The 12,411-nt window shown below is 33.7% G+C and carries 15 protein-coding genes and 1 rRNA gene; 7 read left to right on the top strand and 9 right to left on the bottom strand.

Features of this window, described 5'->3' with window-relative positions; genetic code table 11:
- The first annotated feature begins 627 nt into the window (after positions 1-627).
- Positions 628-807 carry a hypothetical protein gene (locus tag ACFVS1_RS26550; RefSeq protein ID WP_387552144.1) on the top strand — a complete coding sequence of 60 codons (180 nt, stop codon included), beginning with the start codon at positions 628-630 and terminating at the stop codon, positions 805-807.
- Between the two features lie 308 nt (positions 808-1,115).
- On the opposite strand, the gene ACFVS1_RS26555 is transcribed toward ACFVS1_RS26550, so the two are convergent.
- The 3 genes from ACFVS1_RS26555 to ACFVS1_RS26565 all read right to left on the bottom strand — a co-directional run bounded on the left by ACFVS1_RS26555 (position 1,116) and on the right by ACFVS1_RS26565 (position 3,274).
- Complete coding sequence (locus ACFVS1_RS26555) at positions 1,116-1,628, bottom strand: DUF2306 domain-containing protein (protein ID WP_387552147.1); 513 nt, start codon at positions 1,626-1,628, stop codon at positions 1,116-1,118.
- A gap of 658 nt (positions 1,629-2,286) precedes the next feature.
- Positions 2,287-2,595, bottom strand: coding sequence for a YxiJ family protein (locus tag ACFVS1_RS26560; RefSeq protein ID WP_387552150.1), 309 nt, complete (start codon positions 2,593-2,595; stop codon positions 2,287-2,289).
- Between the two features lie 430 nt (positions 2,596-3,025).
- A complete protein-coding gene (locus ACFVS1_RS26565) occupies positions 3,026-3,274 on the bottom strand; it encodes a hypothetical protein (RefSeq protein WP_352928203.1) in 249 nt (82 codons plus the stop codon).
- Positions 3,275-3,732: 458 nt separating this feature from the next.
- Between ACFVS1_RS26565 and ACFVS1_RS26570 the strand changes: the two genes are divergently transcribed.
- A complete protein-coding gene (locus ACFVS1_RS26570; protein ID WP_387552153.1) occupies positions 3,733-4,542 on the top strand; it encodes an SMI1/KNR4 family protein in 810 nt (269 codons plus the stop codon).
- A gap of 356 nt (positions 4,543-4,898) precedes the next feature.
- On the opposite strand, the gene ACFVS1_RS26575 is transcribed toward ACFVS1_RS26570, so the two are convergent.
- Positions 4,899-5,273 carry a DUF4279 domain-containing protein gene (locus tag ACFVS1_RS26575; RefSeq protein ID WP_387552156.1) on the bottom strand — a complete coding sequence of 125 codons (375 nt, stop codon included), beginning with the start codon at positions 5,271-5,273 and terminating at the stop codon, positions 4,899-4,901.
- Positions 5,274-5,607: 334 nt separating this feature from the next.
- On the opposite strand from ACFVS1_RS26575, the gene ACFVS1_RS26580 reads away from it, so the two are divergent.
- Together ACFVS1_RS26580 and ACFVS1_RS26585 are read left to right on the top strand one after the other, a co-directional pair.
- Positions 5,608-6,429, top strand: coding sequence for an STAS domain-containing protein (locus tag ACFVS1_RS26580; protein ID WP_387552159.1), 822 nt, complete (start codon positions 5,608-5,610; stop codon positions 6,427-6,429).
- Between the two features lie 344 nt (positions 6,430-6,773).
- The gene (locus ACFVS1_RS26585) at positions 6,774-7,208 is read left to right on the top strand and encodes a protein-tyrosine phosphatase family protein (RefSeq protein WP_387552162.1); all 435 of its coding nucleotides are present in this window, start codon (positions 6,774-6,776) and stop codon (positions 7,206-7,208) included.
- 79 nt (positions 7,209-7,287) lie between these two features.
- On the opposite strand, the gene ACFVS1_RS26590 is transcribed toward ACFVS1_RS26585, so the two are convergent.
- Entirely contained in the window at positions 7,288-7,737 is a 450-nt protein-coding gene (locus tag ACFVS1_RS26590) for a hypothetical protein (protein ID WP_387552165.1), read from the bottom strand.
- A 272-nt stretch (positions 7,738-8,009) separates the two neighbouring features.
- Complete coding sequence (locus tag ACFVS1_RS26595; RefSeq protein WP_352927111.1) at positions 8,010-8,399, bottom strand: VOC family protein; 390 nt, start codon at positions 8,397-8,399, stop codon at positions 8,010-8,012.
- A gap of 524 nt (positions 8,400-8,923) precedes the next feature.
- Here ACFVS1_RS26595 and ACFVS1_RS26600 point away from each other — a divergent pair.
- Positions 8,924-9,109: a hypothetical protein gene (locus ACFVS1_RS26600; protein WP_387552169.1), complete on the top strand. Its 186-nt coding sequence runs from the start codon at positions 8,924-8,926 to the stop codon at positions 9,107-9,109.
- A gap of 95 nt (positions 9,110-9,204) precedes the next feature.
- On the opposite strand, the gene ACFVS1_RS26605 is transcribed toward ACFVS1_RS26600, so the two are convergent.
- Complete coding sequence (locus tag ACFVS1_RS26605; protein WP_352927094.1) at positions 9,205-9,363, bottom strand: hypothetical protein; 159 nt, start codon at positions 9,361-9,363, stop codon at positions 9,205-9,207.
- Positions 9,364-9,960: 597 nt separating this feature from the next.
- Here ACFVS1_RS26605 and ACFVS1_RS26610 point away from each other — a divergent pair.
- Both ACFVS1_RS26610 and ACFVS1_RS26615 read left to right on the top strand, forming a co-directional pair.
- A complete protein-coding gene (locus ACFVS1_RS26610) occupies positions 9,961-10,104 on the top strand; it encodes a peptidoglycan-binding domain-containing protein (RefSeq protein WP_387552171.1) in 144 nt (47 codons plus the stop codon).
- Positions 10,105-10,736: 632 nt separating this feature from the next.
- On the top strand, positions 10,737-11,174 hold the full coding sequence (locus ACFVS1_RS26615; RefSeq protein ID WP_352927099.1) for a GlcG/HbpS family heme-binding protein: 438 nt from the start codon (positions 10,737-10,739) through the stop codon (positions 11,172-11,174).
- A gap of 128 nt (positions 11,175-11,302) precedes the next feature.
- Here ACFVS1_RS26615 and ACFVS1_RS26620 read toward each other — a convergent pair whose 3' ends face one another.
- Together ACFVS1_RS26620 and rrf are read right to left on the bottom strand one after the other, a co-directional pair.
- Positions 11,303-12,154: a tyrosine-type recombinase/integrase gene (locus tag ACFVS1_RS26620; protein ID WP_352927102.1), complete on the bottom strand. Its 852-nt coding sequence runs from the start codon at positions 12,152-12,154 to the stop codon at positions 11,303-11,305.
- Positions 12,155-12,316: 162 nt separating this feature from the next.
- Positions 12,317-12,411, bottom strand: a 5S ribosomal RNA gene (gene rrf / locus ACFVS1_RS26625); the annotation flags it as partial.

Consider the following 12,411-nt stretch of genomic DNA (forward strand, 5'->3'; position numbering starts at 1 on the left):
CTTCAGCGTCACCCACATTGAATAACCTCAAAGATACTTCGTCATCGATTTTATGTATTAACAAAAATTCTCCCCCTGACTTATTGCCCCTATCAATTCTACACAATAATTCCATTTTCCTTCTTCAACTAAACTGCCCCGTTAGTTCCGTAAGAAAAAGGCTGCCGCAGCAATCCCTGATATAAAGCAACCGTTAAGTAAAAATACAAAGTTTAGTAACAGCTACTGCATCAGATTTTTGAAACAGTCTTAGTACTAGCCTTTTAGTGGTAATAGTTTTATTTTGATTATCATATATCATAAAATCCCCCCTAATTTTGGATACTTATTCTCACATATATTTACTATAATTATCCAAAACCTCTTATTCAACTATCCTGCCCCGATAGTTCAAGTAAAAGCAAACGTCACTCACTGTACATCTTTAACGCACAGTTAATGACGTTTGCTATCACAATGTGACTTTTTGGATATGTGTAGTTCAGTCTCTCGGTTTATTCGGACTGTTCCGTAACTATTAACCATGAAAATGCATGGTATATTTTACTAATTAGTAATCACTGCTCAAAAGTTACTAAATGTAATAATTTGGGTAAAAGTTAATATTCAAACTAAAGGAGAAGTGATATGTTACATCCAGAAGAGATTAATATTGTTTTAAGGGATAAAAAGCTGCTGCTGGAGTTAAAGGAACAAATAAATAACTCACATATTTTATACTTATCAATGATTAATGATCAGCTTTCATTAATTGAAAATGCTTTAAATGAATGTAACGTTGATTCCTTTACTATATTAAAGGGGTAATCCTACATTTACTATAAGAGGAATAAATTTAAAAATAACTTAGCACCCTTTGAGAAAGGCGCTTTTAATACGCAGTTTGTGTCAATTGCGATTTAAAAAGGCCACCAAATTGGGAGCCTTTTTAATCAACTAACGCACCCGTTAGTTCATTAAGAAAAGCGATTTTTATTAAAGAATAGCGCCCGATTGCTGAACAAGAATAACATATTTCTCTTTGTGCCTTATTTAACATAAGTCAGGATTATCAGAGTTTTTTAAAATCTTGGTTCTGTTAAAGAAATAATGTTGTTTTTTAATACTAGGCTCTGTTATAAAGTATTGTTGTTTTCTTTCTTGGACAACTCTTTTCCCGGTTCTTCTTTTTTATTTCTTGTGTATTTTTGGCTTACGATATAAATCAAAGGTGTTCCGATGATAGTAGGTATAAACCAAAGCCATAGTTTGGGCAGTTGGTTAAGTAGAGGAACCATAACCCCAATATTAACCAAAAGAGCTGTTACAGCACCGATATAAGAACCTAACATACCTCTAATGTGGTGATGAATCCAGTTTTTCCAACGTCTTTTACGTGCAAGGTAACCATAAATCGCAAAGGAGTAAGAAAAAAGGGCCACATAAAACAAATAAGCGATTTCTTCCCATCGCAAAATTGACAAGATGATTGCAGTAATAAATATTACAACGTAAGATGCATGATAGAGTTCACCCAATTTTGTATGAATACCTCTTCTTTTTTTGGCGGACATAGCTATTACACCTGAAAATAAGCATATTATTCCGAATATAATATGAATGAATAAAAGTATTTGGAAAGTATCCAAAGTAATCCTCCTTCAATTTATAACAACATATACCATAAATATATTCGAAGAAGATGTAAAAAATCATTAATAATTGTATTACATGTGCTATTCAAACCCATTTTACAAAAGATTCTTAAAGGGAACCCACCCCAACCAAAACCAAACCCCTTGGCACCAACTATATGGCCCAATTGTTGAACAAAGGTCAAAGAGCACTCTTCAACTATCCTGCCCCGTTAGTTCATTAAAGGCTGTCGAGGGTTTCTCAAAAGCCTGAGCCAATCACTGTATTAATGATCGGCTTTTTTCTTACCAGAATCTCCAAATAACCAAAGTAAAAGTGAAAGAAATGCTACGAAATAGAATGCGTATGCTAAATTCCCTAACCAATTTATCGTTTGTCCCCTGAAGTATTGCAGACCAGAGCTTGCAAGATACTTGAGTATGATAACCACTATACAAATAATGAAGAATCTTTTCTTTGTTATTGCCATAAATTCAAACCACTCCTATTCTTTGGCTGGAAATCCAACTAAACATCCCCTATTTTTTTATGATTATAACAATAAATGAACTTTTTTCTTGTTAAACTATCCTGCCCCTATAGTTCCATTAGAAAAGGAGCTGCTGACCAGCTCCTGGTCATGAAGTATAGAACCTGTTAGCTTAACAAGGATTATTGGGAAGATAAATATTTCAATAATAATTGTCGTACTTTTTCATTATTCATATACTCTTCATACAATATTGGATAATCAACCATTTTTTCTTTCAAAAAGCGATATTGTTGAAACATATCAAAGAAAGAGAAATGAAGCCATTCTATCTGACTTTGGGGGATACTTTTTGCATTTCCTTTCAATGCATAGCTTAAACTTCCTACAATATTCATCCAATATGCGTTTAAATCAGCTGTCAGATAATCATCTTCGGTAAGTTCCTTATTGAAATCCTCTTGTATAGGAAAACGTATTGAAGAACTCACAAATGAATTTTTTCAATATAAACAAATAAAAAAATCATTTCCTGGCCCGTATGAAATTCATGTTCTAAGTAAAGACAATAAGAAAATAAATTATGCAATAAAAAAAGGATCTTCCAATCAAAGATCCTTTTTTATTGTATATAAGATTTATTAAGTAAACTAGCTTGCTGCTAATTGCTATGTTCCTCAACAATCTGGCCCTTTAATGGAATAATATGAATGACGTTTTTAAATAACTTTATTATGTTTTAAACGACTTTATTGTAAATTAAACAACGTTAATTAACAGTATTCCTTATGGAACTATCCTGCCCCGTTAGTTGAACAAGAAACCCTCCATAACTTCTGAGTTATGACACTATCCTGAAATTAAAAAAGCCGATTTCCAAGTAGAAAATCGACCTAAAATAAATTTATTAAACGTACCTCATTAATTGTTTAAAATATCAAAAATGACTACTAAAATAAAAACAGAAATCAAACTCAACCAGCCTACTTTTTTTGTTACCGATTTCTGAAGGAGTTTGATTTTAGATACAATAAAAAGAACACTAAAAAGTACAGCAATTATACATACTGCTTTAAGCCAAAAAGAAATACCAATTATATCAAGATACGGAGGAAGGAAAGTTAGTACAATAAAAATTGAACCACCAAACGCTACATTTTCCCATTTCAATTGTTTTAACCACCTTATTATTACTAAGCTTCATTGTCATCTTTATTATAATCGAGTCCTTAATTAGCTATAAACGATTTTTTATCCTATTCTCTTAAAGTCATTATTCAACTAATCTGCCCCGATAGTTCCATAAAGAAAGAGCTGCCTTCAAAGACGACTCTGTTCTTCAGTAAACGCACCCGTTAGTTTAAGTACAAACTTTCACAATCTTGCTAAGCTGCCCCGTTTCTTCAACATGAAAATCAACAGCATCCTTTAAAAGAGCCCTTGAAATAAAAATACAAAAATCAATATGATCCCAGTTCATACACAGAACTTGCCTGTTATATGCAAAAAAACTTATGCAAATTCATCTATGCAAGATATAGTTATATAGTGAAGATGTGAATCAAGTATAATATCGGAAAGTTATCAAGGAAACTACTTTCTTAATCATTTATTTAAGGAGAATATTAATGAGAAATATATGGGCAGAAGATAGTGAAGATTATATAGACGTAGAAATTGAATTAGCAAAATTAACAGAAGAAGATATTAGAAAAGCAGAAAAAGAATTCAATGTTAACTTACCAAAAGAGTATATTGAATTGCTAAAAATTAAAAATGGCGGGTACCTTAAATATCAAGCGTTACCCGTAAATTTTAAAAATTCATGGGCTGATGACCATATACCTTTACATTATCTTTATGGCATAAAAAAAAATAAAGGTATTTTCAATTCAAAAGTATTACTAAAAGAATGGGGGATTAAAGAGAAAGCCTTCATTACTATATCCGGTGATGGTCATACCTGGACAGTATTAGATTATAGAAATAATAAAATTGAACCTGAAATTACTTTTATAGACATAGAGGAAAATAAAATTACTGTTATTTTCAAATCATTTAAAGAAATGATTGATAATCTTTTTGAGTATGAAGATGAAGATGATTTTTCAAACACAGTAGCAGATGTAAATACTTCTAGACTAGCTAAAGAATTATTGAAAAGTACGGAAATAAATAAAAAAATTGAAGGATTATATGTTTGGTCATCTAGTTACGAAGATATGGAGGAATTTATTTCAATTATTATTAATTTTCTTGAAAGTGAATCTAATATGGCCCTTAGATATGCCTGCGCCCAAATAGTTGTCGGTTTAATTAGAAGTGAATACATTACTGATGAATCAATTATAGACAAAATCAGAGTCCTTGTTGATACAGATGAGGAAGAAATAAAATTTTATTATGAAATACTTATGGATTTTTTAAACGAACAATAACTACTATTTCCTGTACAAAAAAGCCTTTCTCTATTTGGGAAGGTTTTTTTTATACAAAATTTTCTTTTTCCATAATAAATTCCTCCAGATTGTAGCTTGATTATTCATGCTTCATTTTCTTATGGACAAAGTTTACATTTACTCTACCATAACAGATACCTTAACTATTTTTCTTGAATTGTTATTGTTCCACTCCCCAAGGGTTTAGATAACTTTTCTTTAGCTCACAGTACGAATACACTACGCTTCTTCAACTAAACTGCCCCGATAGTTCCATAAAGAAAAAGCTGCCTTAAAAACAGCTCTGATCCTCAGCTAGCTCACCCTATAGTTGAACAAGAAAACTAATAATTTTCTTAACTAAATATATATAAATCAAAGTGGATTTCTGCTTGAATTAAGCTGGCAAAATCTATAATGTTTTTCTGTAAATACATTGCGGGCTTTTCGTCATTTTCTACTTGAATTACAATCATAAAAAGAAACTCTAAACTATATTTCTCCTTTAGTTGTTTTAATTCTTTCGTTTTACCTTCAAGAGATTTAAGAATTGTATTCAACTGGTTGTTAATATCGTATGATTCCTGATATCCAGTGCTTAAAGTCCAAACGGTTTCTTTTCTCCGTCTAATCTTGGTTGATACAAGATTGGGATTATTAATTTTTTCTATAATATCTCCCTTTTTGTAAGTTTTTGTAGGTTCATTACCAAATACACTAAAGTAAGCCATTACTTTTGTTTTATCCAGAATACTTCATCCTCTTTCTATCTTAAATGGTGTTTATTTACTTGTATCATACATAATAATAAACGCCTGGACAATCAAGGTTTTCTTCTTCAACTATCCTGCCCCGTTAGTTGCATAAAGAAAGAGCTGCCTTAAAGACTGCCCAGCTCTTCAGCTAAAGCACCCGTTAGTTTAAGTAGAAATCTTCACAATATTAATTAACATAAATATCATCCATTTTCCTTTAAATTAGAAGTTATTTGTATGTAAATGGGTTTAGTACTTATAATAATAGGGTATTAATGATTTGGCATTGTACAAAAAGGAGATTAAAATTATGGATTCGTCACTTGATATATATAAATTAATGAAATTCATCGAAGAAAATAACGAGGATTTTGATGATTCATTATTAAACGAAGCATCTAATGTGAAAGACAAAATTGAAGAAATATTAATGGTCGGTAATATTGACCTGGTAAATAATGCCCGTAAGCTGGTTCGATACATTGTTGAGGGTGAAGAAGAAGAGCTTCAATCATTTGCTAAACAAGAAGGTATAGCTTGGGCGACACACGAAATACCATTAATTTTCAAATTAGAGTGGGTGCAAGCCATTCGAAGAACTTTGTGGAAGTTCCTACAAGGATATAACAAGGTAACGAATCACGTTATAAATGAAGATTTTTTTTCGGTAGAAAAAGAAATAAATAATCAAGTAGACAGGTTTTTAAATGTTTTTTTTATCACATATTCTCAATACAAAGATTCATTGATAATGGCTCAAAGAGAATTGGTCGAAAATCTTTCTGTGCCAATAATCCCAATAACACCTACTATATGTATTTTGCCTTTAATTGGTGCGGTTGATCTTTACCGAACGAATATTCTAGAGGAAAAAGTTTTAACAGAGATTGGAAAATTACGTATTCAAACATTGATTATGGACTTATCTGGAATTATGGAAATTGATACTGAGGTAATCGATCATTTAATGAAGATTATTTACGGCACTTCATTAATGGGATGTACCACTGTGATTACCGGGTTAAGAGCTGAAGTGGCGAGCAATATGATACGCAAAGGAATACTATTAAATGAAAAAGCACAAACATTAGGAACTTTACAACAAGCGTTGAATAAATACTTAATAAAGTAAATACAGTGAATCTTAGAGGAGGGTCGCTTTGCCGACTCTTTTTCCTTTTTCAATATATTCTGACCAACTTTCTACATATTTTATTCTGCCTAGCAGTTACATCTTTGTATAAAAAATATAGTTAGGTATTTAATTCAACACCAATCAATTCGTTTTCTTCTTCAACTAAACTGCCCCGTTAGTTCCATAAGAAAAAGGCTGCCGCAGCAACCCCTGTTAATGAACTAATGCACCCTTTAGTTCATTAAGGAAATTCTGTAAAATAGCAAAATTAATTAGTAAGCCATTTCATTAGATAAAACATAATATATTTCATCCCTAAAATGAAGTAGGTGGCAATGCAAATGGGTTTTGTGGAAATGATACCAGGGCGATTGTACATTGGAGGACAAATTTACCCCGATGATTGGGGGTTTGTTCAAAGAAATATATCAGTCATAGTGAACCTACGTACTAAACCTGACCGCCCTCCATTTGATTTTTCAAGAAGAATAATGATATGGGTTCCTCTTACTATTCGGGTAATTCCTAGTTTAGAATTGGTCGATAACCTGATGAAACAGATTAATCAATTGTTTGACCAGGGCTATCGAATATTAATACACGATACTTTAGGAATACAACGATTGGGCTTTGTCATTACTGCATTTTATATGCGAAAATATAGATTAAATAGAGAAGAAGCCCTTTACTTTGTTAAACAAAAAAAACCTGATATAAAACCCACTGAAAATTATATGGAATTACTAACTCAGTATGAAAAATATTTAAACCTGTAAGAAAAAGACCAATGATTAATCATTTTTGTGTTCCTTAATGAACTAACGCACCCGTTAGTTCATTAAGGAACTGCATAATTTATTTAAGTAACTTTATTAAAGTAGCTTCAATTTCAGTTTCTAAATTACATTTTGTTAAATTGTATATAGTTCCGTAAGCTTTACCTTTAATAACATCACTAAAATGCCATAACTCAATTGTGTCTGCATAAACATCGTATTGTGGACCATCATAATCTATAGCTATTTGAGAACGATACTCTAGTTCTAAGCATTTTTGAGAAGTAATGTCAGTTATTTCATCACCATCAATGTCCCTGCATATCCAAATCCTTAGATTTTGTTTTCCTTTGCTTTCGAATTTATTTGCATATTTTCTTTGAAGAACTTTACCTAATTCTTCTCCTAACACTTCTAATTTAATTATATTTCTTTTTAACTCTTCGTTTACTGGAATAAAAGCATACCTTTCTTCATCAACCTCATTCAGTTCTTCCTTTTTAAATAACCTTCTGATTTTATCAATCATATTCTCTCCCCACCCATTTATAGAAAACATTATTAATCTTTCGATTTCTTCTTCAACTATCCTGCCCCTTTAGTTCCATAAGAAAAGAGCTGCCTTAAAATCCGAATTTCAGCTAAAGCACCTGTTAGTTTAAGTGTATTAAATCACATACTTACCTGTTTTTTTAATATGAAAGATTGTGCTCAAACTCATTTTCATTCATTACAGGAATGCTTCCCCATCACTCAATAAGAAAAGAGCCAGTAATGGAAGCCCTTATCTCTGTTGCCTATTTATAGATCTCGTTGATTAACATTTAGTTCAATCAAATTACCATCAGGGTCGGCACAGAAAATTTGTGCGAATCCACTTTTCCCGTATGGTTTTTCAAGGATTTCAACAGCCTTCTGTTTTAACCATTTAAGAGTGTCATGGTAGTTCTCGACTCTAAGGGCAAAGTGACCTTCTCTGCTGGATAATCTTTTATCCTTACGAATCGTCTGTGAAGTGGGATCGACTATCAAGTGAAGTTGATGTCCCTCTATTTCATACCAGGCGCCTGGAAAATCAAAATTAGGACGCTCTATTTCTTTTAAACATAAAGTTTTACCATAGAATTCTTTTGCTCTTTCCAAATCTGTAACGGTAAGACTTACATGATGGAGGCATTTATATTTAATCAAAACCTTCACTTCTTTCTTTTTAACTAATTTATTATTTACCTTAGTCATTTTGTGGCAAAGATGACCCCTCGCACCGCATCTGAATCTTGATCGGTTAATTTAAACAATTCGGCAACCAGAATCAATAATCCTTCTTCAACTAAACTGCGCTCGATAGATGTTATAAAGAAAAGGCTAACTTAAAGTTTGCTTAGATCTTCGCACCCGGTTAGTTAAATAGACTATATAACAATCCTATTTGTGGTGATATTATTCTTGACTCTCTTTAATGCTTCTTCTTACACCGAATAGGAAACTCAAGCCAAGCCATGAAGGCCATTTTATTGAACTGAAAAGTCAGGAAAGACAAGCAGCATGACATTAAGTTCCCTGTCGATTATGTCATGAAGGTCAAGCTCCGGACTCTTTGCAAAACGTTAAATCCGATATATAAGCAAAAGACAGGAAAATCCTTGACTCAAACGGCCTGCAATACTTTATTGCTAAGGTTCGGTATGACTAGATGGAAGGATGTGAATTTTGCAATGAACTATACCGACACGAAGGAGTATATGCATACCTACTTGCTGCAAACGGAATACGGCGAAAGGGGAGGATTGCATGAAGTCGCCATCTTGAAGGACATGTCCGATCCGAGGGTTGCCTATTGCATGATCCATCATACGGTTACCTGGTTAGAAAGAGGGGGTTCAATTGAAGAAATCCTATAGTCAATTCAACCTTTTATCGAACAAGCTGCTTTATGGGACAAAGGAAAAAAAGGGCTTTTTTGATTACTTCTTAAGTCGGGAATTCACGAAATTATTTATTCCATCAATTTTCTCATATTCTGTATCTCTAGATCGATCTTCCGTATTTGCTTGTCAATTTCGTCAAGTTGAAGCTCAGTGGCTCCTTGTTTTCTTTTTTCCAATAGCTCTTCTCGTAATCTTTTTAAAAATACCACTCTACCTAACAACCCCATCTCAAACCCACCTTTGTTTATATTTTCTTTAACCAAAGAGGACTAATTTTAATTGTTAAAATTTATGGATCATTGGCTCAAATAAATGTTTAATTCTCCATTTATTTATCTTTTTTAAACGATACACTTCAATAAACCCCTCTCTTTTCTGGGATTTTGACAGACTTAAGAGAAGGTATTTTTATAAATATAATGGGTAATGGAAAAAAAGTCAAAAGATATGTTAGGTTAAGTAACATGGTTTTGTTGTTCATCTTAATCAACTTATATACTTTCTGGTATAAACCAATACGACGTGTAATTGATGACTTTGGTTTCTTAATATAAAAATTCCAATTCCTACAAATATAAAAATAACTACAAGGGTAATGCCTAATTTGCTCATGGCTTGCTAGGAACAAACATAAAAACGCCTACCCAATGGATAGACGCTTATAATATATATTCAACGAAAGATGGAATGCGCAGCATACCATTCTTTGTATAGTTTCTAAACTTAACTCTACATTTAATCTTCGGATCCAAGTAAATGAATTTAGTGTTTCATCTACAATTAAATCTTGATATCGATTATAGAACTGCTTCCTTGCTACAGGAGTGACAAGTCCCTTATTCCAGCAGCGAAATGGATATTTGGCGGACGGCATTGTAGGTCCGGAAACCTTGAAGGCACTGATTGAAACCATTAAAAGTACAGAACCAAGCGTAAATAACAATCAACTTTACTCAGTGAAAATATGATTTATCATCGGATCGGGTGGGGTACCACCCGACTTTTTTTGCTTACAGATACCTTTTAACAAACATGTAATAGGAGTTATGCTTTTAACCTACTAATAATTCGTTTGATTCAGTAACATGTGTGAGCCTAGTTTCAATCATGTTTATGTTTACGTTCCTTCATAATAAAATGCGTGAGAAAGATTTCTGGACGAGTTTTTTATTTATATTTCTTACTACTTCTGTATCGATACCATATGAATTCCATTTTGCAAGACCTAAAATAAATTTGTTAAAGTTTTTTATTGACAGTGGAATCTACTAGAATTGAGTGGAATCTACTATATAAAGAAAGAACCCTCATTGTATTAATAGTGCCATTGTGTATGAAATAACCCAATAACCCCCATTTCGGTATTTAAGATGCCGAAAACTCCTATGGTTAATATAAAAATCAATAAATTATTTCGTTTATTCATACACACTCGGCATTCTCACCAGAGTGATCCAAGTCATGGCAAAGAGGACTGCATTAATGACAGCCAGAAAGGGTTACAAATGTTTAACACCCTTTTTATCTATGATCATATAATGCAAATAACAATTTCAACTCGGTTCCATACGAAAATTCCCATCATAAAGGAGATGTTTCAATGATTTTAACGTTAGGAATGGCAAAAAAGTTAATAAAAGGCGCAGAAAGGAGAGCAATGGAGCTCAGTATTTCAGAAGTGATTGCCATTGTTGATGAAGGCGGGAATTTAATCGCCTGCCACCGCATGAATGATGCCTGGATCTCAAGTATTGACCTTGCTCAAAAAAAGGCCTGGACTTCTGTTGCCTTGAAAATGCCCACTTCCTATTTAGCGGGAATGGCTCGTCCAAATGGTGAATTGTATGGCATAAACACCACAGATGACCGTATTGTTATTTTTGGAGGCGGAATCCCGCTTGTAATGGAAGGCCATATTGTGGGTGCTGTTGGAGCCAGCGGCAGCACCGTTGAACATGATATGGAGGTTGCAACGGCTGCTGTTCAAGTTTTTGACAGCTTGTATGGGCACGGTTATTCTCATGGATCCAGGGAATAATGATTCGTCCAGGCATAGTCGCCATCCATTTCCCACTGATGGATACTCCTTAAATTTAAATTCCCCGTGCTATTGGAACTTTATATAATGAAGGAAAACTTCTTGTATATCGTTAAGTATTCCCAATCCTACAAATTATCAAAAGTATTTTCAATGGCTGATTCCAATTCTTCTTTTCCTTCTCCTATATAACGTTTGGTCATGTTCAGATCTTTATGCCCCATCAATTTTGAAACGGTTTGAAGGTCTATCCCCTTATCGATTAATGTTTGGCAGAACGTATTCCGCAGCTTATGGGGAGTCGCATTATATTTATTCAGCATATATTGCACGGACCTTGGCGTGATGCGCTGATTCACACTGGATATGAAGATGGCCTCCGTTTCCATATTTAAAAATTCCTTGTATGCCTTGATCTTTTCACTAGCAGTCATGGAAAGTGGAATCTTCCTGTCTATATCACCCTTTGAATCCCGGATGAGGATATATTGCCTTTCTCCCTCTTTTTGAATGTCGCTATGGTTCAAATCACAAAGTTCGGACACCCGGATACCCGTATGAATCATTGTGTAGACAATGGCAATATTCCTGAAATGCCCAGAGGCCTCTATTTCTTTTAGGAGAGCAGCTTGCTCAAGCATGTTCAGGGCTTTTGGCGGATCTTCTTTCTTTTCCTTTGCTTTACGATCGATGTTGAGGACGATTTCGGGTTTATCAAGGAACCTGGAAAACATGGTAATGGCTGAATAATGCTTTTCAATCGTTCCTGCACTCTTGTTTGACTGTTCCATATCGTCTAAATAGGATTGGACATGGGATTTTTCAATCTCTTCCGCCTCATCTTTAAACCATTGAAGAAGCTGGGAGATAACTCCCACATAGGTTTTAATCGTACCATCGGATTTATTTTGACCCATTAACCATTCCGCAAAAGAATGAAGAATTTGTTTATTGTCCAGGATTTCTTCTTTACCGGTCATTCGAGAAGCCCCCTACCAAAATCATGCTTTTAATAAGCCTTACCAACGAATGGTGGAATTTATACAAAAAAACCTTAGGATAATCCTAAGGTTTAGAATGCGTAGATAGGATTTGAACCTGTTTATACGGGTTTATGAATCCTAATTGATGTGATAAACATTGCTTGGCGGCGTCCTACTCTCACAGGGGGAAACCCCCAACTACCATCGGCGCTGAAGAGCTTAACTGCCGTGTTCGGAATGGGAACGGGTGTGAC

The sequence above is a fragment of the Peribacillus sp. NPDC058075 genome (assembly GCF_042885195.1).
GTDB lineage: Bacteria > Bacillota > Bacilli > Bacillales > DSM-1321 > Peribacillus.